Origin of the sequence: Paractinoplanes lichenicola (genome assembly GCF_016785085.1) — a bacterium.
GTDB classification, from domain to species: domain Bacteria; phylum Actinomycetota; class Actinomycetes; order Mycobacteriales; family Micromonosporaceae; genus Actinoplanes; species Actinoplanes lichenicola.
This window is the reverse complement of the sequence record NZ_JAENHO010000001.1, coordinates 682,249-706,367: the sequence shown is the minus strand read 5'-3', so window position 1 is coordinate 706,367 and position 24,119 is coordinate 682,249. Positions and strand designations below refer to the sequence as shown.

Genomic DNA, 24,119 nt, shown 5'->3' with positions numbered 1-24,119 from the left:
TTGCTCGCCGGACGCGACGTCGGCGGCGAGCAGATGCACGTCGACGCCTACGCCGCCGTGCCGTTCCTGTGCTGGCTGCCCAACCTCGTCGTGGCCGAGTTCCTCATCCGCCGGCGCAAGCTGCCCAGCCTACGAGTCACGCCCCCGGCCTAGGCAGGTCCAGCCGGAAGGTCGCACCGGGCCCGCCCTCGACGTAGGTCAGGTCGCCGCCGTGGGCCTGGGCCAGGCCCCGCGCGATCGGCAGGCCCAGGCCGGCGCCGCCGGTGTGCCGGGAGCGGGAGGCGTCGCCGCGGCCGAACCGCTCGAAGATCAGCGCGCGTTCGCCCGGTGCGACGCCCGGGCCGGTGTCGGCGACCTCGAGGTGGATCCGCGGCCCGTCGCGGCCGACCCGCACCGAGACCCGGCCGCCCGCCGGGGTGGCATAGCGGGCGTTGTCGAGCAGGTTGGTGACGATCTGGCCAAGTCGCCCGGGGTCGCCGTCGGTCCGCACGCCGGGCTCCCCGGTGACCTCGAAGGTCAGCCCGGGGGAGAGCGACCGGGCCCGGTCCACCTCGGCCTCGGCCAGGGCGAGCAGGTCGACCCGCTCGGTCACCAGCGGCATGCCCTGCCCGAGCCGGGCCATCGTGAGCAGGTCGTCGACCAGCCGGGCGGCCCGGCGGGACTCGCGCACCATCGCGACCGCGATCCGTTCCCGCTCCTCGCGGTCCGGGTTCTCGCGCAGCAGCAGCTCGGCGTTGGCCTGCAGGCCGGCCAGCGGCGTGCGCAGCTCGTGCGAGGCGTCGCTGAGGAACGAGCGCATCCGCACCTCGCCCGCCTCCAGCTCGTCGAGCATGGCGTCAAAGGCCGCGGCCGTACGGCCCAGTTCCGTGTCCGACCGGGGCACGTCGAGCCGTTGCCCCCGGTCGCCCGACGCGATCTGCCGGGCCACCGCGGTCATGTCCTCCAGCGGCCGCAACGCCCGGCGCGAGATCCGGGCCGACGCGAGACCGGCCAGCACCAGGGCCAGCGCCCCGCCCGCCACCTCGAACGCGATCAGCCGGTTGACCGCCTCGGTGATCTGGGTGGTGTCCAGGCTCAGCGTCAGCACCTGGTCGCCCGGCAGCGTCGAGCGTACGAAGATCACGCTGCCCGCCGTCTCCACCGGCACGGTCGCGGTCCGGGTCGTCTCGGGGCGCCCGGGGCGGGGACCACGGGGGCGGCCCGCTCCGGGTGGCGGCGCGTCCGAGGCGGCGGTGGCACAGGTCGCGCCGTCGGCGGTGCACAGCCGGACGACCACGCCGTCGCCCCGCAGCCGGTCGGCCAGCCGCTGCATGCTCAGCGTGCCCTGCAACTGCTCGGCCAGGGCCATCCGGTCGGTCAGCCGGGTGCGGGCGTCGGCGTGCAGCCGGGCCGACAGGGCCACGTCGACCGCCGTGAACAACCCGGCCAGGATCACCGACAGCAGCGCGAGCACGCCCAGGGTGACCCGGCCCCGCAGCGAGGCCGGCCGCCTCACGGCCGCACCACGTAGCCGAGGCCGCGCTCGGTGTGGATCAGGCGCGGGCCGTGCTGCTCGAGCTTGCGGCGCAGGGCGCTGACGTGCACCTCGACCAGGTTGGGATCGTATTCGTCGTAGCCCCAGACCTGGGTCAGCAGCTGTGTCTTGGACAGGATCCGGCCGCGGTGCCCGATCAGATAGGCCAGCAGCTTGAACTCGGTGCCGGTCAGCGTCAGCGGCGTGCCCGCCCGCACGGCGACCTGCGCCCCCTCGTCGACGATCAGGTCGCCGACCTGGACGGTGGCCGGCACCCGGCCCAGCCGGCGCAGAACGGCCGTCACCCGGGCCAGCACCTCGACGGTGGCGAACGGCTTGACCACGTAGTCGTCGGCGCCCGCCGCGAAACCGGTGAGCCGGTCGGCGACGGCGTCGCGGGCGGTCACCATCAGCACGGCGCAGTCGCTGCGCTCGCCCAGTGCCCGCGCGAGCTCGAAGCCGTCCCGGCCGCCGGGCAGGGTTACGTCGAGCAGGGCCAGGTCGGGCCGGAACGAGTCGACCACCGCCTCGAACCCGGTGCCGTCGGCGCACGCCCGCACCTCGTGCCCGGCGGCCCGCAGCGCCGTGGTCAGCGGTTCCCGGATGGCCCCCTCGTCCTCCACCACCAGCACCCGAGCGACCATCGGCCCAGTCTGACCCGGCCGCCTATGCCCGAGCCGTCACCAACCTGAAGACCGGCTGAAGAAGCGGCCCGCTTCAGGTCGTCTTCAGGCCCGCCGGTCAGCGTGGTGATCAGGCGCCCCGGCCGTGGCGGCGCCCCGAACAAGGAGCCGACGTTGAAGCTGCCCCTGCCCGAATCCGCCACCACCGCCGGCCGGCTCAGCCGGATCGCGATCGCCGTCGTCGCCGGTGGCGGGCTCGCCCTCGGCGTCGCCGGACTGGCCCAGGCCGACCCGTCGCCGTCCCCGTCCACGTCGTCGCCCGGGGGCCCGTCCACGTCGTCGTCGCCCGGCGATCCGGCCCGCGGCCCCGCCCAGCGTGAGCACAAGCCGCACCTGGGCGGCACGGTCAATTCGATCGACGGCGGCAAGATCCTCATCGAGGACCGCGACGGCTTCACCCGCCAGATCAACATCGCCACGGTGCCGTCGGAGGTCAAGGTCGGCGTCCGGGTGCACGCCGAGGGCACGGTGAACGCCGACGGCGTCTCGCTCGACGCCACCTCGGTCACCCTCGCCCCGGACCGCCCCGAGGGCAAGCGCGGCCCCTGGGGTCCGGGCGGCCGCGGCGAGGGCCCGGGCAAGCACGGACGCCCCGGCCCCGAGGGCGCGCCCGCGCCGTCGGAAAGCGGGGCGCCGTCGGAGGGCGGGGCGCCGTCGGAGGGCGGGGCGCCGTCGGAGGGCGGGGCGCCGACGCCGGCCCCGACCGCGTGACGGCTTGATCAGGCGTACGGGTTGAAGGGGACGCCACCCGGCTTGGCCGCGTTGAGCAGCGACTCGAACGAGCCGTCGCGGGTCTTGAGGGTGGCCGACCCGAAATTGGCCGCGGTCAGCTTGTCGCGCAGCTGGAGGCTGGGGAAACCGTCCCAGCCGACGAGCGGCGGGTAGCGCCAGTTGTGGTAGTGGTTCTCCGGCGGCTCGTCGTTGCCGTTGGCCAGCCGGAAGAAGTGGGTCGAGGCGCCGTCCTTGTGATAGACGACTTTCGGATGGGTGCCGTCGAACCGCACCTGCGACCGGGCGTATGTGCGCTGCGAGCTGTGCTGCGTGGTGCTGACGTATTCGACCTGGTTGGACGCCTGGCTGACCCAGGAGATGACGTGTTCCCAGTCGTGCCGGTGGCCGCCGAGCCCGCTGCCCGCGACGGCCTGGTCCTTCTCGAAATAGCTGGCGTAGACGATGGCGCACCAGCCGTTGTTGCACTTCGAGCGGGCGTACGTCTGGGAGTTGTCGAGGTCGGACTGGTCGCGGCAGCTGCCGTTGACCGCGCCGGTGGTGTTGAGCCCGCCGTTGAGCGTGCCGTCGGGGCCGATCGCGGGCACCGCGTAACAGCCGTCGGTGTCGTAGTCGTACGCGGGGGAGAAGGACTGCTCGTAGCCGTTGGCGTTCTGCGGCAGGGTGCGGGGCGGGTCGGCGAACGCCGGCGTGGCCGCCACCGCGAGGAGGACGGCGGCGAAGCCGGACACGGCTCCGAGGCGAGCGAGGGGACGCATGCCGCGATCCTGCCCGTCCGCATAGAAGGCAGTCAATGGCGCCTCGGGGAATCAGGAGGACTGTGCCGCGGGTGTCCGCCCGGTAGGCGGCGGCCGCGTCGTCGAGGGCGAACCGCGCGGCCACGTACGGGGTCAGGTTGCTCGTCAGGAGGGCGGCGAGCACCTCCCGGAACCGTCCCGCCGCGCGGTCACGCGGGTCGCCGGCGGATCAGGACGGCGGCCATGACGGCCGACGTGACCGCGCCGAGCAGGGCGCCCGGGCCGACCCGCCCGTCCACCGCATACCAGGAGACGGCGGTGACCAGCACCCCGCCCGCGAAGCAGAACGCGCAGAGCAGGTCCGTCACCGCGTACCGGGCCGGGGCGGCCGCGGCGAGCAGCAGCAGGAGGCTGAGCAGCAGGTCGGGGATCAGGAAGATGTTGTCGGTGCGGAACAGGCCGGCCGGGAACAGGTAGCCGACCGTGCCCACGGCGGTCAGCACGGCGGCGGTACGGGCGATCGTCAACGCTGTCATGTCTACAGCGTAGACAAACGGCCGCCGGATTGTCTACGGCGTAGAGTCTCCGCATGCCACGACGCGCCACCCTGACTACCGACGCCATCACCGCCGCCGCCCTGCGGGTCGGCGATCGGGAGGGCCCGGCCGCGATGTCGATGCGCCGGATCGCCAACGAGCTGGGCTGCGACCCGATGGCGCTGTATCGGCACTTCCCCGACCGCGAGGCCCTGCTCGACGCCGTCGCCGACCGGGCCCTGACCGGCCTGCCGCTGCCCGCCCCGGAGCTGCCGTGGGACGAGCGGCTCACCGAGCTGTTCCTGGCCATCCGCGCGGCGGCGCTGCAGCATCCGGGCATCGCGGGCCACCTCGCCGCCCGCCCGCCGCTCGGCCCGAGCGCGCGGCCGCTGTTCGGGGCGATGGCCTCCGCGCTCACCGAGGCCGGACTGTCCCCCGAGGACGGTGTGCGTACGGTCCAGGCGCTCGTCGCCTACCTGTCGGCGGCCCTGGCCATGGCCGCGCGGGCGGGCGCCCCGGACGAGCGCTGGGAACAGGTCAAGGCCGCGATCTCGGCCCTGCCCGGTGCCCCACCGGGCGACGCGCTGCCGGTCACCGGGTCGGAGGAGCAGTTCCGCTACGGCCTTGGCTTGCTCGTGGCGGGCATCCGCGCCGCCGGTCACGGCGACGGTGGCGGCGGCTGATACTGGTCGATCAGGGTGCGGACGTCGTCGACGGGTTCGTCGATGGCGGCCCACTTGGCGCGGATGCGGGTCAGATACGAGCGTACGGTCGGGATCGTCACGCCCATGCGGCGCGCCGTGGCGGCCAGGGTGCTGCCGGTGCCGTACAGGTAAAGGGCGCGCGCCTCCTGCGGCGACAGCTCGGGCGGGTCGTCGTTGATGATGGTCATCAGTTCGGCCGTGAGCGCCGGCTGGCCGTCGTGCACGTTGCGGATGGCGTCGGCGAGCTTGGCCGCGTCGTCGTCCTTGACCAGATAACCGCCCGCCCCGGCCCGCACGGTGGCGCGCACGTGCCGCCTGTCCCCGTGCACCGAGAAGACCAGCACCCGTACGCCCCCACGCCGCAGCGCCGCGACGTTGGCGGCCGCCTCGGTGCCGTCCTCGAGCCTCAGATCGAGCAGCACGACGTCGGCCTCGGGCGCGGCCGCGAGATGGGCGGCCAGGCTGGTGGCGGTGTGCACGATCCGGATGTCGGCGGCCTCGGCCAGCAGCGCCCGCAGCCCGGCCGGCACCAGCTTGTCGTTGTCGATGATGGCGACCCGGATCATGCCGGCCACCGCAGGTCGACGCGGGTGCCCTGGCCGGGATGGCTGTCCACGGAGGCCGTACCGCCCACCTCGTCCATGCGCGCGGTGATGGAGTGCCGGATGCCGTAGCCGTACGGGGTCGACTCCGGGTCGAAGCCCTTGCCCTGGTCGACAACGGCGACCGTGACCGTCGGCGCGGGCTGCCGGTCGGACAGCGCGGTCAGCCGGACCCGGCTGCTGCCGGCGTGCCGGGCCACGTTGGCCAGGGCCTCGCCGGTCGCTTGACGGAACGCTTGCAGCACCTCGAGCGGCAGCGTGTCGGGCAGGTTGGCGAAGTGGTATTCCACCCGCAGGCCCTGGGTGGCGCTGTCGTTGCCGGCCTCGATCAGGGCCAGCGAGAGCTCGGTGAGCGAGCCGTCCGCGTCGTCCGGGGTGGTGCCGCGCAGCACGTTGGCGCTGATCGCGGCCTGGCTGCGCACCCGCGGGTCGGGATGCCCGGCCGGGCCCTGACCGGCGATCGCGGTCAGCAGCCGCAGCGGGCCGTCGTGCAGCGCGCGGTGCCGCAGCAGCTGCTCCTGGAAGTGGCGCATCCGTTCCACGTCCTGGCTGCGCCGGGCGGCGACCCGTTCCCGGGCGGCGATCACCCGGTCGGTGGCCACGTCGACCGCGTCCGCGACCGCCCGCAGGCGGCGGATGAACAGGCAGCAGCAGGCGGCCGTGACCACCTGCCAGCCGACGATGTTGGCCACGGAGGCGAGCTCGTAGTAATCCGGCGACGAGAACTGACCCACGAAGAACGCCACGGCCAGGGCCAGGCAGCCGGCCGCCGTGGCCCGCCAGGACGCGCTGGCCAGGGCCACGGCGACCGCGGTGGAGACGGCGACCGGCTCGAAGTCGGGCACCGCCACGGTGGCGAACGCCTCGTCGGTCAGCGTCCACGGCAGGGTCGCGGCGGCGGTGGCGGTGACGGTGACGTCGACGGTCAGCACCCACCAGGGGATCGGGTCGCGCGTCGCGGCGGCGGGCAGGAAGACCACACTCCACGCCGCGACCGCCACGTAGATGACCGTGGCCGCGGGCTTGTCGGTGTATCCGTCGGCCCGGGCGATCGCCACGATGCTCAGGCCGACCATGCCCAGCGTGCCCACCCGGGACAGCAGGATCACGCCGGTGGTGATGGCCCGGATGCGCTGGTGCAGGTCAACCGCCCGAAGCAGGTCCGGCTCGCTGTCCACGCCCGCAGTTTGACACGGCTCCGAAGCCCGGTCCATGCCGCACCGGTGCGGCATGGAAAGGCCCGTCCGGGCGGCCCACACTCATCGACAGAGGTCACACCGACCACAATCGACAGTTGCACGGAGGAGGCGTTTCCTTTGTACGACGCGGGCGTGCAAAGCAATCCCGAGCCCATCCAGCCGGTCCGTCCACGGAAGGCGAAGACGGCGGCCGGCCTGGTCGGCGGCTTCGGCCTGCTGGGTCTTCTGCTCAGCCTGGTCCTGTTCGCCGATGTCCTCGACTCGCACGGCGCCTCGGTGCCCGCGATCGTCTTCCTGCTGTACTTGGCGCAGCTGGGGCTGTCCGCGACCCAGCTGGCGTGTGGCGTGTTCATCTGGCTCGGCCGCTCCTGGGCCCGGAGCACCGCGGTCGGCATCAGCGTCATCAACATCATCGGCGCCGTCGTGCTGCTCTTCACCGGCGCGATCCTGCCGGCGATCGTCGGCGCCGCCGTCAACGGCGGGTTGATCCGGTTGCTCACCGACGACGACGTCAAAGACTGGTGTGACGAGTAGCGCGACCCTGGTCTTCCTGCTGATCGGCGCGTCGGGGGCCGCGATCCTGCTGCTGGGCGTACTCGGCTCGGGTCTGCTCGGGATGATCGGGGGCGGCCGGGTCGGGGGCGCGTCGACGCAGACCGTAGCGGATTTTCTGGGGGCGTTCGGGTTCGCCGCGGCCATCGCCGGCGAGCTGCTTGGCGTGGGTACGCCCGGCGGCGTGGCCGCGGCGAGCTCGATCGGGCTGGCGGCCGCGCTGCCGACGGCCTACCTCGCCGTCCGGCTCTCCCGCTGGGCGCAGAACATCCCGACCGATGCCACTCCCGGCCGGGCCGATCTCGTCGGCGCGATCGGCGTCGTGGTCACCCCGATCGCCGAGCACGGGTACGGCGAGGTCCGCGTACGGGTCGCCGGTCAGCAGGTGAAGCTGCACGCCCGCGCCGCCCGTGCCCTCCCGCTGGGCGCCGAGGTCTTCGTGATCGAGGCGACCAGCCACTCCAGCGTTGTCGTCGAACCACTTCCACCCGTCTGACAAGGGGTGCCGAAATGTCCCTGCTGCTCGCGACCGCCGGCGGCGTCCTGGTCGTCTTCCTCCTCGTGATGTTGGTGCTGTCCCGGATCAAGGTGGCCGGGCCCAACGAGGCCTTCATCATCACCGGCCGCCGGGGCCGCTCGGTCACCGACTCGCAGGGCGCCCGCTTGACCGACCTGTCCAGCGCTTCCTGCACCAGCAGAAGGAGATCGACCAGTTCACCCGGGAGGTGCTGGCGGGCTCGCTGCGCGCGATCGTCGGCCGGCTCACCATCGAGGAGATCATCGGCGATCGGGTGACGTTCGCCAGCGCGGTCGCCGAGGAGGCCGAGCACTCGATGACCAACCAGGGTCTCGTGCTCGACACGTTCCAGGTGCAGGACATCCTCACCGAGGGCAGCTATCTGCAGGACCTGGGCCGGCCCGAGGCGGCCCGGATCCTCAAGGACGCGGCGGTGGCCGAGGCGATCGCGACCCAGGCCTCCGAGGAGGCCCGGCTGCTGGCCGAGGAGGCGATCGCCACCGCCGAGCGCAACCTGGAGCTCAAGAAGGCGCAGATCCGCGCGGAGGTCGAGGCGGCCCAGGCCCGCTCGGCCGCGGCCGGCCCGCTCGCCGAGGCCCAGCAGAAGCAGGGGGTCGTGCTGGAGCGGCAGAAGCTCGCCGAGCGCCGGGCCGAGCTCAAGGGGCGCGAGCTCGACATCGAGGTCCGCCGGCCGGCCGACGCCGAGCGCTACCGGGTGGAGCAGGCGGCCGAGGCGGCCCGCAACGCGGACGTGCTCGCCGCGGACGCCCGCCGGCAGGCCACCATCGCCGCGGCCCAGGCCGACGCCGAGCAGTCCCGGCTGGTCGGCGAGGGCGAGCGGGCCCGCCGCTCGGCCCTGGCCGAGGCGACCGAGCGCGAGGGCCACGCGGAGGGGGCGGCGGCCCTGGCCCGCGGCCGCGGCGACGCCGAGTCGATGCGGCTCAAGGCCGACGCGTTCGCGCAGTACGGCGAGGCGGCCGTGCTCGACCTGCTGGCCCGGGTGCTGCCCCAGGTCGTCGAGGCGGCCAGCCGGCCCATCGGCGCGATCGACAAGATGACGGTCATCTCCACCGAGGGCGCGTCGGCGCTGACCAAGTCGGTGGCCGGCAACGTGGCCCAGGGCCTGCAACTCGGCACCGACCTGATCGGCATCGACCTCGCCGAGCTGCTGTCCCGGCGTACGCACCACAACAGCCAGCCCTCGAACGACCGCAACGCCTCGACCTCATAACCGGGTCGGCCGGGCATTAAGAGCCGGGAACATCGGTGGCGCCGGTTTCGACCGTGCGCCATTTCCGGCGTGTTCCGGTGGGGTGCCCGGACCAGGTCCCCGGTCAGCAGATAAGAAGAGCGGACCGGCGACCCCAATGCGCGACTCACCCTTGATCGGCGCTTGCACATCGTCGATCTATATAGAAGCATGTCGGTGTACATCGTTCGAGCCCATTGCCGTGGCGGCGGCTCGCGATACCCGAGGACTGTTAAGCAATGCCTGGATGAATTTATGGCCTGGTCGGAGGTCATGAACGTGAGGGCCGGAGTTACTGTTACTTGAGTTAAGTGTCTAATTAGCACACCCGCGCGCCGCGGCATTCCCGCATTGGCGCGCACTCCCTGGTGTGTCCACCATGCGTTTCCCAGAAATAGTTCACCGGCGGCGATCGGCGCGGCCCGATTCGCCATGGCCGCACAAGCGACGGGGTGCTTCACGGCCGCCACCGTGAGGCACCCCGTCCTGGCCACGGAACGCGTCGAGCAAAAGCGGACCAGGGGCAGATCAAGTGAGGACTTCTCCGTACCGGGCGATGGCTTTCCGTCGCGACGCGCGCCGGCTCACGGTCAGCGCGCCCAACGGCGAACTGGCCGTGTGGGACACGTCGGACCCGGAGCGCCCGCGGCGGGCCGGCCGGTTGCGGCTGGGCCGGGGCATCGTCGCGGCGGCGTGGAACCCGGCCGTCGAGGACATGCTGGCCACGGCGTCGATCGACGGCACCGGCGCGGTCTGGCGGCTGCGCGACGACCGGCCGCCGCAGCTCTTCGTGAGCTGGGCGGCGCTGCCCGACCGGCCCCGGCACGTGGGCTGGGTGGCCGGCGGGTCCTGGGTCTACGTGATGACCGGCGACGGCCGCACGTCGGTGTGGGACGTCGGCAGCGGGGCCTGCGTGGGCCTGGCCGACCTGAGCGGCGGGCGGCCCGTGCTGGCCGCGCACTATCGCGGCGACGAGGTCGTCATCGTCACCGAGAGCGGCTGGGCCCGGGCGTGGCATCCCAAGCGGCGCCCGGGGGAGTGGGTCCGGCTGACCGGCAAGCCGGTGAGCGCCTGCACCTGGTCGAGCACGCTGCTGGTGGCGGCGGGCGTCGACGGGCAGGCCACCTGTTTCGACGCCGACTTCCGCTCGGTGCAGGCGCTGCGCGTGGCGCGGGAGCGGCCGCGCGCGCTGGCCTGCTCGGAGGACGGCCGCCTGGTCGCCTCGTGCGGCGACACGTGGGCGGTGGCGGTCGACCGGAGCGGCACGGTCCGCTGGGAGACCACGCTGAACACCATGTCCGTACGCTCGATCGACATCGCCGGTGACCTGATCGCCGTCTGCGGCCCGCAGCCCCGCCCGACCCTGCTGGCCCTGACGACGGGCGCCGAGCTAGCCGTCTAGGAAGTCGCCGGCGAGCGCCGCCGTGTCCAGCGCCGCAGGGTCGCGCCCGCTCATCACCCAGAAGAACGGCGGGCCGACGAGCCGGGCGACGGCCTGGTCGGAGGCGGTCGACACCCGGTCCAGCACGGCGCGCGCGCTGTCGCCCAGCACGTCCCGCGAGGCGACCAGCGCCTTGACCGCCGGATCGTGCTCGGCCGCGGCCAGCAGCGCCCGATAGGCCGCGCCCGCCGGGGAGCGGGTCAGGAACACCACGAGGGCGTCGAGATACGCCGTGACCTCCGCGCGGGGATCGTCCGCCGGCGGCACCGCCAGTTCCTCCTCCGCGTCGGCCACGCTCGCCTCGAACAGGATCTCCGCCTTGGTTGACCACCACCGATAGACCGTCTGGCGCCCCACCCCGGCCCGCTCGGCGATCGCCTTCATCGTCATCGCCGCATAGCCGACCTCGAGCAGCATGTCGTCGACCGCGTGGAGGACGGCCTCGCGGGCCTGCTCGCTGCGGGGCCGCCCCGCCTTCGGCTGGTTCATGCCCGAAGTATATCGAGACACCGTGCATCGTTATCTGCTATGGTTTCGAGACACTGTGACTCGAAATGGAAGGACCCCTCTCATGCACGTCTTCGTCACCGGCGCGACCGGCTGGATCGGCTCGGCCACCGTCGACGACCTTCTCGCGGCGGGTCACAAAGTCTCGGGGCTGGCCCGGTCCGACACCTCCGCCGCCGCGCTCGCGGCCAAGGGCGCCGTCGTGGTCCGGGGCGACCTGGACGACCTCGCCTCCCTGCGCCGCGGCGCCGAGCCCGCCGACGCCGTCGTCCATCTGGCCAACAAGCACGACTGGGCCGACCCGGAGGGCAACGACCGCGCCGACCGGGCCGCGATCGGGGCCCTGGCCGACCCCGACCGGCCGCTCGTCGTCGTCGACGGGCTCTCCGGCCTGGCCCGGGACCGGCCGATCGTGGAGGACGACGTCGACCCGCACGGCAACGAGCAGCATGCGGGCCCCGGCGCCCGCACGATCGTGGTCCGGTTCGCGCCGACCGTGCACGGCATGGGCGACTGGGGTTTCGTCACGTTCCTGGCCGACGCGGCCCGGCGTACGGGCGTCTCGGCCTTTCTCGGCGACGGCTCGACACCCTGGTCGGCCGTCCACCGCGGCGACGCGGCCCGGCTGATCCGGCTGGCCGTCGAGGGCGCGCCCGCCGGGGCCCGGCTGCACGCCGTGGCCGAGGAGAGCATCCCCACCCGTACGATCGCCGAGGCGCTCGGCCGGGCCCTGAACCTGCCGGTGGCGCCGGTCGCCGACCCGGCCCACTTCGGCTTCGTCGGCGGCTTCCTGGCGCTGAACCTGTCCGCGTCGAGCGCCCGCACCCGCGACCTGCTCGGCTGGCAGCCGACCGGCCCGGCCCTGCTCGACGACATCGCGGCCGGCGCCTACGGCAGAATCGGTGCGTGATCTCTCCCGCGGAGCTCCTCGGCATGCAAAGGCCGTGCAGCGTGGCTGGACGGTGGACAGTCACTGGCACATCGGCGACCTGGCCTGGCAGAGCCCGGCGCTGGCGAACGGCACGGCGGAGCTCTGGCGCGGGCCGGACGGCGAGGTGACAGCCTGGGGCTGGGTGCCCGCGCCGGGCCACCTGGAGCTGTACGCCCCGCCGGACCTGGTGCGTGAGGTGCTGGGCCGGTTCCCCGAGACGACGACGGCCACCGCGATGGACACCGACACCGAGCTGCTCGCTGCCCTGCTCGAGGCCGGCTTCCGCGAGGTGGACGAGCCGTTCTTCCGGCACTGCGTGCGGGAGCTGGACGACCTCCCGGCGCCGCGGCTGCCCGAGGGGTACGCGGTGCGCGCCGTCCGCCCCGGGGAGCTCGCGGAGCGGGCCGCGGTGCACCGGGCCGCCTGGCGCCCGAAGTGGATCGGCGAGCTGCAGGTGCCCCCGGTGGACCTGGGGGACGGCGAGTCCGGCATGACCACCGAGCGGTACGCGATGATCGCGGCCACCCGGCCCTACCGGCGCGACCTGGACCTCGTCGTGGAGGCGCCCGACGGCACCCTGGCCGCGTCCGCCCTCGGCTGGCTCGACGAGGTCAACCGGGCCGCCCTGCTCGAGCCGGTCGGCACCGACCCGCGGCACGCCCGGCGGGGCCTCGGCGCCGCCGTCAGCCTGGCCTGCCTGCACGCGATGCGCGAGGCCGGGGCGACCCGCGCGAAGGTGTGCCCGCGCGGCGACGCGGCCTACCCGGTGCCCCGGCAGCTCTATCACCACATCGGCTTCCGCGACGCGGGCCGCACGGTCACCTACGGAAAGGGCGGCCGATGAACCTGGACCTGGATCAGGTGCTGGCGTGGCGGATGCGGCGGCAGCTGCTCGACCGCCCCAAGGGGATCTCGGCCGAGCGGATCGTCCGGCGCCTGTGCGGGGTGCAGGCCCAGGTCGCCGCGGCTGCCGACCAGGCCGTCGCCGCGCGCCGGCCCACCGCGGCGAAGGGGCTGGCGGCCAAGGCGCTGCGGGACCGCAAGCTGATCAAGGTGTGGGCCATGCGGGGCACGCTGCACCTGCTCACCCCGGACGACGCGGCCGCCTGCTTGAGCCTGCTCGCCGCCGCCCGTACGTGGGAGAAAGGGGCCTGGCAGAAGACTTTCGCCACCGTGGCCCAGATCGACGCGATCGCCGACGCCGTGCGCGAGGTGCTGCACGACGCGGTGCTGACCCGCGAGCAGCTCGCCGCGCGGATCCTCGAGCGCACCCGCGACGACTCGCTGGCCGACCTGCTCGGCTCGGGCTGGGGTGCCGTGCTCAAGCCGCTGGCCTGGCAGGGCCTGCTGTGCAACGGCCCCAACGACGGCACCAGGGTCACCTTCACCAGCCCGGCGACGTGGCTCGACGGCTGGCCCGGGCTGCCCGAGCCCGACGCGGCGGCCGCGCGGATCATCCCGGCCTATCTGGGCGCCTACGGGCCGGCCACGATGGACACGTTCGACCAGTGGCTCATCCGCGGCCAGTCGAGGAAGGCCGCGCTCAAGCAGTGGTTCGCCGCGCTCACCGAGGCGGGCGAGCTGACCGAGGTGACCGTCGAGGGCAGAAAAGCGTTCGCCCGTACGGCGGACATCCCCGGCATCGAGGCCGCCGAACCCTTCCCCGGCGTCCGTCTGCTGCCCGCCTTCGACCAGTTCGTGCTCGGCCCCGGCACCAAGAACGAGGAGATCATCGCGCCGCAGCGCCGGTCCCTGATCAGCAAGGCGGCCGGCTGGATCTCGCCGGTGGTGGTAAGCGCCGGCCGGGTCGCCGGCACCTGGGAGTCCGGCGACGACGGCATCACCGTCACCCTGTTCGCCGAGGCGGGCCCGGTCTCGCACGACGACCTGACCGCCGAGGCCGCCCGCCTGACCGACCAAGCCGTGACGGTCCTGAACTGAGGTCATCGTCACCCGGCGGGTCGCCCGGCGTCGTTGCAAGATGAGGCATGGGGAAGATCGTTGGGCGCGACGACCAGGTCAGGGCGCTGGAGTCGCTGCTCGGCGAGGCGGTCGAGGGGCGCGGCGCCGCGGTGGTGCTGCGCGGCGAGGCCGGCATCGGCAAGTCGGCGCTGCTCGAGCACGCGGTCGCGGCCGGGCGCGATCGGGGGCTGCGGATCCTGAGCGTCGCCGGGGTCCAGGTCGAGGTGCTCATCCCGTACGCGGGACTCGACCACCTGCTGCGGCCACTGCGCCCGGCCCGGGTGGCGGCCGAGTCACCGTACCGGCGGGCGCTTGAAGTTGTTGATCTGCTGGCCGCGACCGGCGAGCCGGTGCTGCTGGCGATCGAGGACGCGCACTGGCTCGACGCCTCGACCTGGGCGACGCTGACGTTTCTGGCCCGGCGGATCGAGTCGGACCGGATCGCCGTGGTCATGGCCGTGCGCGACGGCGAGGACGTCGACCAGCGGCTGGCCGCGGCGGGGCTGCCCGAGCTGCGGCTGGAACCGCTGGAACCGGCCGACGCCGACCGGCTGCTCGAGCGTACGGCGCCGGGTCTGACCGACGTGCTGCGCGAGCGGGTGCTGAGCGGGGCCGCGGGCAATCCGCTCGGCGTCGTCGAGCTCGGCGCGGCGGCGGCCCGGCTCGGCGGCTCGGCGCTGCTGCCGTCGGCGCTGCCGCTGAGCAGCCGGGTCGAGCGGACGTTCGCCGGTCTCGTCGCCGACCTGCCGCCCCTGACCCGCGACCTGCTGCTCGTGGCCGCGCTGGACGACGGAGGCGGGCTCGACGAGATCCTCGCCGCGACCGCGGTGCTGACCGGTGGCGAGGTGCCGACCGACGCGATTCAGCCCGCAGTCACGGCCCGTTTGGTGAGCGTCGACGACGCGTACGAGCTGCGCTTCCGGCATCCGCTCCTGCGGTCGGCGCTGCGCCAGGGGGCGGCGCCCGGCGACCGGCGGCGGGTGCACGCGGCCCTGGCCGAGGTGGTGGCGGGCAGCCCCGACCGGCGGCTGTGGCATCGGGCGTGGGCGGTCACCGGGCCCGACGAGGCGCTGGCCCGCGAGCTCACCGAGAGCGCCCTCGGCGCGACCGAGCGGCAGGCGGTGTCGGTGGCGCTGGCCGCGGTCCAGCGTGCGGTGCAGCTCAGCGAGGATCCGGCCGAGCGCGGCAACCGGCAGATCTGGGCCTGCGATCTGGCGCACGAGCAGGGCGACGCGGACACCGTACGGCGGCTGCTGGCCGAGATCGACGAGAAGCCGCTGAGCCGGGCCGACCGCGCCCGGCTGACCTGGATCCGTGACACCTACTATCCGAACGCCTGGTCGGGGCCGGAGCGGCTGCTGGCGTACGCGGATCTGATCGACGAGATGCGCCGCGACGGCGAGGCCGGCTTCGCGGTCAAGGCGCTCACCGAGGTCGCGCTGCGGGTCTACTACTCCGCCGTGCCGGCCGCCGTGGCCGACCGGTTCGCCGAGGTCACCGTGGCTCTCGGCCTGCCCGCCGACGATCCGAACCCGGCCGCCATCCTGCCCATGGTCTCGCCGTCGGCCCACGGCGCGCAGGGGCTGGCCCGGCTGCGCAGCCTGGTGCACCGGATGGATCTGGCCCCGGCCATGCGCAGCGAGCTGGCCATGTCGGCCTGGGCGGTCGGCGCGTTCGACCTGGCCGGCACGTTCGCGCTGTCGGCGGCGGCCGACTTCCGCGCGCAGGGCCGGATCGGCGGCCTGTCGCAGGCGCTCAACACGGCCGCGGCGGCGCGGGCGGGCCTCGGCGACACCCGGGGTGCGCTGCCGTTGGCGGCCGAGTGCATCGCGGTGGCGAACGAGGCCGGGCAGCCGATGTGGGCCATGGGCGGTGGCCTGACCATAGCCCTGGTCGAGGCGTTGCGCGGCGACGCGGCCGGGGCCCGGCGCCGCGCCGACTCGGCCGAGCAGGTCATCCACGCCGCCCGGATGCTGCCGATGCTCGCCCTCGTGCAGCGCGCGCGGGGCGTGGCCGCGCTGGCCGAGGGCCGGGCCGACGACGCGTTCGGGCAGCTGCAGCGGGTGTTCGAGCCGGGCGCCGCCGCCTACTTCCCGCACCAGCAGCTGCACCTGCTCGGGCACCTGGCCGAGGCGGCGATGCTGGGTGGCCTGCTCGACGACCTGCGCCCGATCGTGGCCGCCCTGGAGCCGGTGGGCGCGCGCAGCCAGTCGCCGGCGCTGCTGGCCGGTCTCGGCTATGCCCGGGCCGTGCTCACCGGCGACTATGAGACCGCGCTGGCCGCCGACCTCACCGGCTGGCCGTTCGAGCGGGCCCGGCTGCAGCTGACCGCGGGCGCCGCCTTGCGCCGCGCCTACAAGGTCACCGAGAGCCGGCCCCTGCTGCGGGCGGCCGTCGCCACCTTCGACGCGCTCGGCGCCGCTCCGTGGGCCGACCGGGCCCGGGCGGAGCTGCGGGCGACGGGGGAGACGCGCCGCAAGCCGATCGACGCGCTGGCCGTGCTGACCCCGCAGGAGCAGCAGATCGCCCGGCTGGCCGCGGACGGGCTGACCAACCGCGAGATCGGCGAGCGGCTGTTCCTGTCGCCCCGCACGATCAGCACCCACCTCTACCGGATCTATCCGAAGGTCAACGTCAGCTCGCGCACGGAGCTGGCCCGGATCATCACGGCCGTTCACTAGATTTCCACTGCGCTCCGCCATGCTCCGCCTGACGACGCTCAACTGATCACAGGGGGAACACCATGGCCAAACCCACCATCGTTCTGGTTCACGGGGCCTGGGCGGACGCTTCGAGCTGGAACGCGGTGACGGCGGAACTGCGCGCCCGGAGTTTTCCCGTGCTGGCGCCGCCCAACCCGCTGCGGGGTGTCGCGTCCGATGCCGCGTACGTGGCCTCGTTCGTCAACCAGCGCACCAGCGGCCCGGTCGTGCTGGTCGGCCACTCGTACGGGGGTGTGGTCATCGGCAACGCCGCCGGTGACGTGCCCACGGCGGAGGCCCTGGTCTACGTCAACGCCTTCATCCCGGCCGAGGGCGAGGCGATCTTCGGGATCCTCGGCGGCTCGGGCTCGGCCCTCGACGTGCCGGACCCGACGACGGTGCTCGACGTCATCGGCTACCCGGGCGCGCCCGAGGGGGACGCCGAGGCCTACCTCAAGCCGGACACCGTGTTCCAGTTCTTCGCCCAGGACCTGCCCGAGGCGGACGGCTGGCTGATCGCCGCCGGGCAGCGGCCGATCACGTTGAGCGCCAACGCCACCCCGTCGGCCGCGGCCGCGTGGCGCACCCTGCCCAGCTGGGCCGTCATCGGCACCGACGACCTGGTGATCCCGGCCGCCACGCAGAAGTCGATGGCCGAACGGGCCGGCGCCAAGACCTTCGAGGTCGCCGCCTCGCACCTGTCGCTGGTCTCGCACCCCGAGGTGACCGTCGAGGCGATCCTGGCCGCCGCCGAGCAGGTCGGAGATTGAGCTACTTCTCCTGGTAGTCGGAGACCACCGAGCTCAGGATGCTCGGGGAGGCGTTCCACTTCTGCAGGTTGGAGCCGGTGCAGGCGCCGAGGACGAGCTTGCTGATGTGCATGGCGCTGAACTGGTCCCAGTAGTCCGTCGGCGACGGCATGATGCAGTACGGCGCCGTCGCCGACGTGCCGAAGGTCGACTCGATCCGGTACGAGGTCTGGCTGATACCGGTGAAGACGCTCCTGGTCCACAGCTGGTTGGCCGGGATCGCGCTGCTCAGGTTGCACAGCGCGACCCTCACGTACTGGCCCCACGCGGTGGAGCCGGGACTGTAGAGACAGTATGTGGTGATGCCGTCGGCGGCCTTGAGGTAGACGCGGCCCTGGGCCGATGTGCTGCCGACGGCGACCGCGGGGAGGAACCAGACCTGGTTCCACTGGATGACCTTGTTCGGGGCCTGCTTGCAGGGGAACACGACCAGGAACGCCGAGCCGACGTTGTTCCCCGTGACGTCGAGGCAGCGGCCGAACTGGTCGTAGTTGACCAGCTGCTTGGTGACGTCGCCGGCGGCCCCGGTGCCCGCGCTGGCGTCCGGGAAGAACGTCTTGTATTTGGTGTAGTCGCCCGAGGTGCCGCTGCACGGGGTGCCGTCGGTGCCGTCGCCCTGGGTGCCGGCCACCCGGTTGGCGTTGCCCGCGATGACGTTGTTGATCAGCAGCCGGGGCGGCAGGGTCGTCCAGTCGACGTTGAAGCACTTGCCGTTGGGGTTGACGCCGTCGGTGGTGCCCTCGAAGTTGTCGCGGTTGTTGAGGCTCCAGATCTGGGTGCGCTTGGTCGCGTCGCAGTCGACGAACGTCACCGGGGTCTTGTCGACGCTGACGGCCGACACGCAGGCGCCGTTGGGGAAGTTGACCGAACCCTCGCTGCCCTTGATCTGCACCTGCAGCGTGGGGTTGTAGGTGAAGTTCTGTTTCGGGTCGGAGGCGTCGCACGTCGCCAGCACGACCGGCGACCCGACGGTCAGCGGGTTGGTCCCGGTGACCTCGCGCGGCGCGGTCACGCACTGGTCGCTGTTGTAGACCTTGATCGTCCCGCCCGGCACGTTGGGCTTCGTCCGGCTCTGGAAGAGATAGGTGGCCAGCAGCGTGCGCGATGCGGTGGCGGCGGTGCCGGTCGAGGCGATCAGGGCGTACAGCGGCACGAGGGCCGGCCCGCCCCCGGCCGCGCAGCCCAGCCGGTTCGACTTGGCCCAGGTCTCGGGGTCCGCCCCGGCCGGTGGGCTCAGCGTCAGGTAGTAGATGTTGACGGCGTAACCGGCCGGCGTGCCCGCGCTGACGCTGCCGCTCAGCTTGAGGCTGGGGCCGCCGGGCGTGGCCGCGCACGGCACGGTGGCCAGGGCGGCGTCGCCGGAGGAGTTGATCGGCACGGACCGGAACTGCGCGAGGCTGGTCTCGACGCCGCTCTGGGCCGCGCTGATCGCGGCCGCGCGGTTGGTGTCGTAGCGGGTGGTGCTGATCTGACTGGCCACGACCGCGCCGAGCAGGGCGGCCGCGCCGACGCCGACGATGCTCAGCAGCATCGCCAGCGGCAGCGAGCCGCGCGAGTCCCGCAGCCGGCGGATCATGAGCGCGCGGCCGCGTTGTAGCAGGGCTCGGCCGAGGGTGCGAGCGGCTGGCCGGCGGCGTCCAGCGCGGTACTCGCATACGTGTTGAGCGCGGTGTAGGTGACGGAGCTGGTGCGGCTCGTCGATCCCTGCCGCGCCGACAGCCGGATGCCGAGGCTCTGGTGGTTGAGCGCGGTGGTGGGCTGGGTCCGGAAGAAGGGCGCGGCGCCGGCCACGGTGGTGATGTTCGAGGCGAGCGGCGTCCACCCGCTCGGCGTGACCGTCGGCCCCACCGTCCACGACCGCGACTGCAGCTGGAGGTTCTGCGGATCCGCACCCGTCAGCCGCAGCTGAAGACAGCGCTTGACCTGCGTGGAGCCTCCCGGCGGGACGGCCAGCACCAGATATTCCACGTACGGGTTGCCGCCCTCGGTGTGCACGGCGGAGATGGAATAGGCGTACCGGATCGTCTTGTCCAGCTGCAGCAGGGCGACGCTGAGCTGCGACTGGACGACCGAGTCGGCCTCGATCGCGTCCGCGGTGCGATACACCTGCATCACCGCCGTCGTGAACATCGTGCCGATCACCGAGACGATGCCGAGGACGACCATCATCTCGATCAGGCTGTAACCGGAGTCGGCGCGGCCGGGCGGTCGCCTCATCCGACGAGGAACGGGTCGACGATCGCGGTGCTGAACAGCGCCGCCTCGGCATGCGAGCAGGTGTTGGCCGGGCACTGCGAGTCCCTCCAGGTGACGGCCACGACCAGGCGGACCAGCGGCGCCGTGGTGGTGGCCGGGCCGCAGGCGATCCCGGTCGTGACCGAGCCGACCGGCGGCTGCCAGCAGGCGCCGAGATAGTAGAAGCGCTTGAACGGCAGCCCGTCGAGCTGGAGGATCTCCGGGTCGCCCGGCGCGGCGACGACCGAGCCGTCCGACTGGGCGCCGGGCTGGGGCACCGCCAGGGTTCCCGGCCCGGCCGCGTCCCAGCGGGTCGTGTTCGTGCCCAGCAGCGTGCCGGCCTGGGCCGACACGACGTCGGCGCACGGGGTCAGGCACTGCTGACGGCCGCCGAGCAGCGCCGAGCCCCGCATGCCGCGGGCCTTCTCCATGCCGTCGAGCGCGAGCCGCACGGCGGTGTCGCGCTGGGTCGCGTACCGGCCGGCGTCGCGCGAGTGGACCAGGAACACGGTCAACGAGGTCATCACCACCGTGATGATCGCCAGCGCGACGGTCAGCTCGACGAGCGTGAAGCCCTCGTCCGCCCGGCGCCGTGTGCTCGATTCCACACCTGCAGGATCGGCCGGAGCCGCCCCGCTTTTAGAGAACTGAGAGGCGCCGGCCGGACGCGGCGCTCTGCCCCTCCCAGAACTCGGCGAACCGGCCACCCGCGGCGAGCAGGTCGGCTATGGTGCCGTCCTCGATGATCCGGCCGTCCTCCAGAACCACCGCGGTCGGCGGCCCGGATGCTGCTGAGCCGGTGGGCCACGACCAGCGTCGACTTGTTGACGCTGGAAGAGGGGCAATGGATACTCGGTCCACTAATGAACTAGTGGATTGAGTGACAGGGTGATCGTGTTCCGGGTCGACCGGCGGTCCGGCACCGCCGTCTATGCGCAGCTCGTGCGGCAGGTGCAGCAGGCCGTGCGGACCGGGCGGCTGGCGCCCGGCGATCGCCTGCCCACCGCGCGCGAGGTGGCCGAGCGCGCCGGCATCAACCCCAACACGGTGCTGCGGGCGTATCGAGATCTCGAGGTGGCCGGGCTGGTCGAGCCGCGGCAGGGGTCGGGCACGTTCGTGCGGGCGGGCCTGGCCCGGCCGGCGGCCGACCTCGACGGTCTGCGGGCTGAGCTGGCCGAGTGGTTCGAGCGGGCCCGGACCGCGGGGCTGGAGCCGGCCGACATTCACGCGCTCATCGCCGACGTGGGGGAATCGCATGCGAACGCCTGACGAGGCGCTGGCCGTCGAGGGGGTCAGCCACTCGTACGGGCTGCGCGACTGCTCCTTCACGGTCCGGCGGGGCGCGGTGGTGGCTCTGCTGGGCCGCAACGGCGCGGGCAAGACCACGGTGCTCCGGGCCGTCGCCGGGCTGCTCAGGCCGTACGGGGGAAGGGTCTTGATCTTTGGTGAGCCGGTCGAGAGGGGACTGGCGCGGATCGGCTATGTCGGACAGCAGGCGGCGCTCTATCCGATGCTGACGGTCGCGCAGACGCTGCGGCTCGGCGCCCGGCTCAATCCGCGCTGGGACCGGGCGCACGCGATCTCCCTGCTCGGCGTCGGCGGGCTGCGCGCCACGGCCCGGGTCGGCTCGCTCTCGGTGGGGCAGCGCACCCGGCTCGCCCTCGTGCTGGCGCTGGGCAAGCGGCCCGACCTGCTCGTGCTGGACGAACCGCTGGCCGGTCTCGACCCGGTGGCCCGCACCGAGCTGATCGGGGCGCTGATGGCCGACGTCGCCGACCGCGGGACCACCGTGCTCATGTCCTCGCACGTGGTGGCCGAGATCGAGGGCGTCTGCGACCACGTCGTGGTGCTCGGCGACGGGCGGGTGCGCCTGGCCGCCGAGATCGAGCCGGCCCTCGACCAGCATCGGGTCGCGGCCGGGCCCGTACGGGATCTGGGCGTCCTCGACGACCACGGCGTGATCGAGCTGCGCCGCGACGGCGACGAGTTCACCGCCCTGGTCCGGGCCGTGGCGCCGCTCGCCGGCCCGGTCACCTGGCATCGCCCGACCCTGGACGAGCTGCTGCTGGCCTACCTGCGCGCCGGGGTGCCGCAGCCGATCGACGAGGTGACGCCCGCATGACCTGGCTCGCGCTCCGCTTGCTCCGCCCCTACCTGCTCGTGGCCGCTTTACTGACCGCTGGATCCGCGGCTGTCACCCTGCACGGCGTCTCGATCGTCCGCCGGCAGCTGGCCGACGCGGACCTGGCCGACTGCCTCGACCCGAACGTCTGCTACCCGCATGGCGCGGCCGTGGGCGCCGTGTTCCGGATGGAGCTCGTCGCGGCTTTCGTCCCGCCGCTGCTCGGGCTCATCATCGGCGTGGCGCTGTTCGCCCGCGAGCGCGAGGACGACACGCTCGCCTTCGCACTGACCCAGTCGATCACCCGGCGGCGCTGGGTGACCGTCAAGTTCGGCTGGGCCCTGGCCGCGGGCCTGACCTGCTCGGCCGTTGTGGCGCTGCTCCACCGCCTGGTCGCCACCCGCTACACCGTGCTGGCGAACGACACGTACGAGATGTTGCAGCTGCTGCACCTCAACAACGCCGCCTTCATGGTCGCGCAGACCGCGCTGCTCATCGCGCTGGGCGGGGTGATCGGCCTGAGCACCGGCCACACCCTGCGCACGTTGGTGCTGACCGCGGCGGGCGGCCCGTTCGCCATCCTCTTCGCGGCCGGCGTGGCCGCCGGGCCGTCGTACTTCATGCCACCGCCGACCGGGGACCTCTATCTCCTGGACCCGATCGCCTATCTGACCAGCGCAGTCGCCGCCGCTGCGGTGGCCGGCCTGGTGCTGTTGGCCCCCCGCATCGGCACCCGCTGACGCCTTCCTAGCTGTCGAATTTGTTGTACTGGGTGTTGCCGTCGCCTGTTTGGATGCCCTGGGAGCCGGTGATGTGCACGTTGTACTTGGCCGGCGCCTCGGCCAGCAGGGCCGCGATGTCCGAGCGCAGCTGAGGATCCTCGGCCAGTGCCTTGTGCACCTGGGCCCGCAGGACAACGGCTCCCGACTCGTCCTCGGGGTTTTCGCCGAGCTCGGTCGCCGCTTCTCGCACCTGCTTGGCCCGGGCCGAGCCGAGCAGCCGGCGCAGCAGACGTCCGCCGAACCGGGAGGTGGCGTCGGCGGTCGCGTCTTCGGCCTTCTCGCTGACGCGCTCCACAACACCGGCGCCGTACGCGGCGGCGACCGCCGACAGGTATGGCATCGCGTTTCCGGCCAGATCACCGACATCAACCATGATCGCTCCCTCGTTCCTGCTCCTCAGTAACCTCTGTCGAACCCGAAATCATCGTCGCGATCCGCACGCCAATCCTGACGTTGTCGGATGTCCACGTCGTCTTCGGCGTCACGCGTCCTCTCGACCGAGGGCGCCTTCCGGCCTTCGTCCTCATCGGGCAGATCGCGGGTCGGTTTGGGAATCGCTGTTCTTCTTCGGGCGATGCGGATGTCTCTTTCCTCGGTAGACCGCACTGAGCGGAAATCGCCGATGCTGACCGCGTCCGCCCGTTCCACCCGTACGGTCTCGCCGGCTCGGGGCGCCCGATACTGCACCAGCCGGTCCCTGTCCCACCTGATCGGCAGCTCGCTGATGGATCTCTCCAGAACACCCCGCAAGACCTCGAAATCGCGGTCGCCGTCCGTGCGGGGACACAGATAGACGGTCAGCGCTCGGGCCACGTCGCGATCGCCTCGGAGCAGCTCGGCGGCGTCCGGCGACCAGGCCCGGTAGACAAAGGTGTTTCGCTGCTCGCCGCCGTCGCCGATCTGCAGCCCGCGCGACTCGAAACTGACGAGCCCGCGGAGCAGGCCCCGTTCCCCCTCACTTCTGGCTTCCAAGAACTGTCGTTTCGGGAAGAAGCTCCACCCGTTGTCCCGCAGAACCCGCTCCAGATCTTTACGACGGTCGTTGTCGCTCGGATCTCGCTGAAGGCTCCGGATCGCCACCCGGACGTCCGTGCGCCTGAGCACCTCCTCGAAATCGAGCGACAGCTCCTCGTTGCGGGCGATGAACCGATTGATCTGCACATTGTGGTCGCCGATCTGGACGCCGCGAACGTCGCGCAAAATGATCCGGGGCGCCGCCAGTTGTTCGGTCCGATCCGCGGTCCGGCGCTGTCGCAGATCACGATCGGGCGTCCGAGTCTCCACGTCCACACTGTCGAGCGCATCGCGCAGGGCCGGAGCGGCCACGCTGTGATCGGCTGTCCGGAGGGTCGCATCCTGAACGGTCAGGCGGCCTTCGCGCACGGTGAACCGGACGGTGACGTCGTCGAGCGCCACCGTTCTGTTCGCACGTTCCTGCTCGTATGCGTCCCTTGTCACCGCGTCGACGTCGCGCAGGCGCAGCACTACGGGGCGGGGCTCGGTGGCGATGGTGATGCTCTCGACCACCAACCCCGCCAGGACGGCCGACCATTGGCTCGTCCGCTCCGCGCTCTGGCGAAGCGTGACCAGGTCGAGGGCGGTGATGT

The 24,119-nt window shown here is 72.8% G+C and carries 27 protein-coding genes and 1 pseudogene; 15 read left to right on the top strand and 13 right to left on the bottom strand.

Features of this window, described 5'->3' with window-relative positions:
- Window positions 1–153, top strand: a complete 153-nt coding sequence (locus JKJ07_RS03095; protein ID WP_202989626.1) for a hypothetical protein — start codon at window positions 1–3, stop codon at window positions 151–153.
- Here the strand turns inward: JKJ07_RS03095 and JKJ07_RS49540 are convergent.
- Window positions 137–1,495, bottom strand: a complete 1,359-nt coding sequence (locus JKJ07_RS49540) for a sensor histidine kinase (protein ID WP_202989625.1) — start codon at window positions 1,493–1,495, stop codon at window positions 137–139. The two genes, JKJ07_RS03095 and JKJ07_RS49540, sit on opposite strands and share 17 nt — an antisense overlap.
- Complete coding sequence (locus JKJ07_RS03085; RefSeq protein WP_202989623.1) at window positions 1,492–2,157, bottom strand: response regulator transcription factor; 666 nt, start codon at window positions 2,155–2,157, stop codon at window positions 1,492–1,494. Before JKJ07_RS03085 ends, JKJ07_RS49540 begins: the two co-directional genes overlap by 4 nt.
- Before the next feature lie 153 nt (window positions 2,158–2,310).
- Here JKJ07_RS03085 and JKJ07_RS03080 point away from each other — a divergent pair, with 153 nt between their 5' ends.
- Window positions 2,311–2,907, top strand: coding sequence for a hypothetical protein (locus JKJ07_RS03080; RefSeq protein WP_202989622.1), 597 nt, complete (start codon window positions 2,311–2,313; stop codon window positions 2,905–2,907).
- Window positions 2,908–2,915: 8 nt separating this feature from the next.
- Here the strand turns inward: JKJ07_RS03080 and JKJ07_RS03075 are convergent, their stop codons facing one another.
- Window positions 2,916–3,683 (bottom strand): NPP1 family protein, encoded by a 768-nt coding sequence (locus tag JKJ07_RS03075; RefSeq protein WP_202989620.1) that lies wholly within the window; start codon window positions 3,681–3,683, stop codon window positions 2,916–2,918.
- A 188-nt stretch (window positions 3,684–3,871) separates the two neighbouring features.
- Window positions 3,872–4,198, bottom strand: coding sequence for a hypothetical protein (locus tag JKJ07_RS03070; protein WP_202989617.1), 327 nt, complete (start codon window positions 4,196–4,198; stop codon window positions 3,872–3,874).
- 53 nt (window positions 4,199–4,251) lie between these two features.
- Here JKJ07_RS03070 and JKJ07_RS03065 point away from each other — a divergent pair, with 53 nt between their 5' ends.
- Window positions 4,252–4,881, top strand: a complete 630-nt coding sequence (locus JKJ07_RS03065; RefSeq protein WP_202989616.1) for a TetR/AcrR family transcriptional regulator — start codon at window positions 4,252–4,254, stop codon at window positions 4,879–4,881.
- Here the strand turns inward: JKJ07_RS03065 and JKJ07_RS03060 are convergent.
- On the bottom strand, window positions 4,857–5,468 hold the full coding sequence (locus JKJ07_RS03060; RefSeq protein ID WP_202989614.1) for a response regulator: 612 nt from the start codon (window positions 5,466–5,468) through the stop codon (window positions 4,857–4,859). The genes JKJ07_RS03065 and JKJ07_RS03060 overlap by 25 nt on opposite strands.
- Entirely contained in the window at window positions 5,465–6,682 is a 1,218-nt protein-coding gene (locus JKJ07_RS03055; protein ID WP_202989612.1) for a sensor histidine kinase, read from the bottom strand. The genes JKJ07_RS03060 and JKJ07_RS03055 overlap by 4 nt, the downstream gene beginning before the upstream one ends.
- Window positions 6,683–6,835: 153 nt before the next feature.
- Between JKJ07_RS03055 and JKJ07_RS03050 the strand changes: the two genes are divergently transcribed.
- From JKJ07_RS03050 to JKJ07_RS03035, 4 genes and pseudogenes are all read left to right on the top strand, one after another.
- The gene (locus JKJ07_RS03050; protein WP_202989611.1) at window positions 6,836–7,237 is read left to right on the top strand and encodes a hypothetical protein; all 402 of its coding nucleotides are present in this window, start codon (window positions 6,836–6,838) and stop codon (window positions 7,235–7,237) included.
- Window positions 7,227–7,751 (top strand): NfeD C-terminal domain-containing protein, encoded by a 525-nt coding sequence (locus JKJ07_RS03045; RefSeq protein ID WP_202989609.1) that lies wholly within the window; start codon window positions 7,227–7,229, stop codon window positions 7,749–7,751. The genes JKJ07_RS03050 and JKJ07_RS03045 overlap by 11 nt, the downstream gene beginning before the upstream one ends.
- A gap of 14 nt (window positions 7,752–7,765) precedes the next feature.
- Window positions 7,766–9,003, top strand: a pseudogene (locus JKJ07_RS03040) (SPFH domain-containing protein).
- A 550-nt stretch (window positions 9,004–9,553) separates the two neighbouring features.
- Window positions 9,554–10,423, top strand: a complete 870-nt coding sequence (locus JKJ07_RS03035) for a WD40 repeat domain-containing protein (protein WP_202989607.1) — start codon at window positions 9,554–9,556, stop codon at window positions 10,421–10,423.
- On the opposite strand, the gene JKJ07_RS03030 is transcribed toward JKJ07_RS03035, so the two are convergent.
- A complete protein-coding gene (locus JKJ07_RS03030) occupies window positions 10,412–10,951 on the bottom strand; it encodes a TetR/AcrR family transcriptional regulator (protein ID WP_202989605.1) in 540 nt (179 codons plus the stop codon). The two genes, JKJ07_RS03035 and JKJ07_RS03030, sit on opposite strands and share 12 nt — an antisense overlap.
- Before the next feature lie 82 nt (window positions 10,952–11,033).
- On the opposite strand from JKJ07_RS03030, the gene JKJ07_RS03025 reads away from it, so the two are divergent.
- The 5 genes from JKJ07_RS03025 (at window position 11,034) to JKJ07_RS03005 (ending at window position 17,334) form a co-directional block, all read left to right on the top strand.
- Complete coding sequence (locus JKJ07_RS03025) at window positions 11,034–11,879, top strand: NAD-dependent epimerase/dehydratase family protein (RefSeq protein ID WP_202989603.1); 846 nt, start codon at window positions 11,034–11,036, stop codon at window positions 11,877–11,879.
- Between the two features lie 52 nt (window positions 11,880–11,931).
- The gene (locus JKJ07_RS03020) at window positions 11,932–12,744 is read left to right on the top strand and encodes a GNAT family N-acetyltransferase (protein ID WP_202989601.1); all 813 of its coding nucleotides are present in this window, start codon (window positions 11,932–11,934) and stop codon (window positions 12,742–12,744) included.
- Window positions 12,741–13,841, top strand: coding sequence for a DNA glycosylase AlkZ-like family protein (locus tag JKJ07_RS03015; RefSeq protein WP_202989599.1), 1,101 nt, complete (start codon window positions 12,741–12,743; stop codon window positions 13,839–13,841). The genes JKJ07_RS03020 and JKJ07_RS03015 overlap by 4 nt, the downstream gene beginning before the upstream one ends.
- A 47-nt stretch (window positions 13,842–13,888) precedes the next feature.
- A complete protein-coding gene (locus JKJ07_RS03010) occupies window positions 13,889–16,543 on the top strand; it encodes a helix-turn-helix transcriptional regulator (RefSeq protein ID WP_202989597.1) in 2,655 nt (884 codons plus the stop codon).
- A 62-nt stretch (window positions 16,544–16,605) separates the two neighbouring features.
- A complete protein-coding gene (locus tag JKJ07_RS03005; protein WP_202989596.1) occupies window positions 16,606–17,334 on the top strand; it encodes an alpha/beta fold hydrolase in 729 nt (242 codons plus the stop codon).
- Between the two features lies 1 nt (window position 17,335).
- Here the strand turns inward: JKJ07_RS03005 and JKJ07_RS03000 are convergent, their stop codons facing one another.
- From JKJ07_RS03000 to JKJ07_RS50995, 4 genes are read right to left on the bottom strand one after another with little or no spacing between them, the layout of a single operon-like run.
- Window positions 17,336–18,949, bottom strand: a complete 1,614-nt coding sequence (locus JKJ07_RS03000) for an RICIN domain-containing protein (RefSeq protein ID WP_202989595.1) — start codon at window positions 18,947–18,949, stop codon at window positions 17,336–17,338.
- Window positions 18,946–19,590: a type II secretion system protein gene (locus JKJ07_RS02995; protein WP_202989594.1), complete on the bottom strand. Its 645-nt coding sequence runs from the start codon at window positions 19,588–19,590 to the stop codon at window positions 18,946–18,948. Before JKJ07_RS02995 ends, JKJ07_RS03000 begins: the two co-directional genes overlap by 4 nt.
- Window positions 19,587–20,216 (bottom strand): type IV pilus modification PilV family protein, encoded by a 630-nt coding sequence (locus tag JKJ07_RS02990; RefSeq protein ID WP_202989593.1) that lies wholly within the window; start codon window positions 20,214–20,216, stop codon window positions 19,587–19,589. Before JKJ07_RS02990 ends, JKJ07_RS02995 begins: the two co-directional genes overlap by 4 nt.
- 31 nt (window positions 20,217–20,247) lie before the next feature.
- Complete coding sequence (locus tag JKJ07_RS50995) at window positions 20,248–20,376, bottom strand: hypothetical protein (RefSeq protein WP_268919045.1); 129 nt, start codon at window positions 20,374–20,376, stop codon at window positions 20,248–20,250.
- Window positions 20,377–20,484: 108 nt separating this feature from the next.
- Between JKJ07_RS50995 and JKJ07_RS02985 the strand changes: the two genes are divergently transcribed.
- From JKJ07_RS02985 to JKJ07_RS02975, 3 genes are read left to right on the top strand one after another with little or no spacing between them, the layout of a single operon-like run.
- Window positions 20,485–20,877: a GntR family transcriptional regulator gene (locus JKJ07_RS02985; RefSeq protein WP_236028200.1), complete on the top strand. Its 393-nt coding sequence runs from the start codon at window positions 20,485–20,487 to the stop codon at window positions 20,875–20,877.
- Window positions 20,864–21,730: an ABC transporter ATP-binding protein gene (locus JKJ07_RS02980; RefSeq protein ID WP_202989592.1), complete on the top strand. Its 867-nt coding sequence runs from the start codon at window positions 20,864–20,866 to the stop codon at window positions 21,728–21,730. The genes JKJ07_RS02985 and JKJ07_RS02980 overlap by 14 nt, the downstream gene beginning before the upstream one ends.
- Window positions 21,727–22,470 (top strand): ABC-2 membrane transporter-related protein, encoded by a 744-nt coding sequence (locus JKJ07_RS02975; RefSeq protein ID WP_202989591.1) that lies wholly within the window; start codon window positions 21,727–21,729, stop codon window positions 22,468–22,470. The genes JKJ07_RS02980 and JKJ07_RS02975 overlap by 4 nt, the downstream gene beginning before the upstream one ends.
- Before the next feature lie 7 nt (window positions 22,471–22,477).
- Here the strand turns inward: JKJ07_RS02975 and JKJ07_RS02970 are convergent, their stop codons facing one another.
- Window positions 22,478–22,885: a hypothetical protein gene (locus JKJ07_RS02970; protein WP_202989590.1), complete on the bottom strand. Its 408-nt coding sequence runs from the start codon at window positions 22,883–22,885 to the stop codon at window positions 22,478–22,480.
- A gap of 23 nt (window positions 22,886–22,908) precedes the next feature.
- The gene (locus JKJ07_RS02965; RefSeq protein WP_202989589.1) at window positions 22,909–24,039 is read right to left on the bottom strand and encodes a hypothetical protein; all 1,131 of its coding nucleotides are present in this window, start codon (window positions 24,037–24,039) and stop codon (window positions 22,909–22,911) included.
- Window positions 24,040–24,119: the final 80 nt, after the last annotated feature.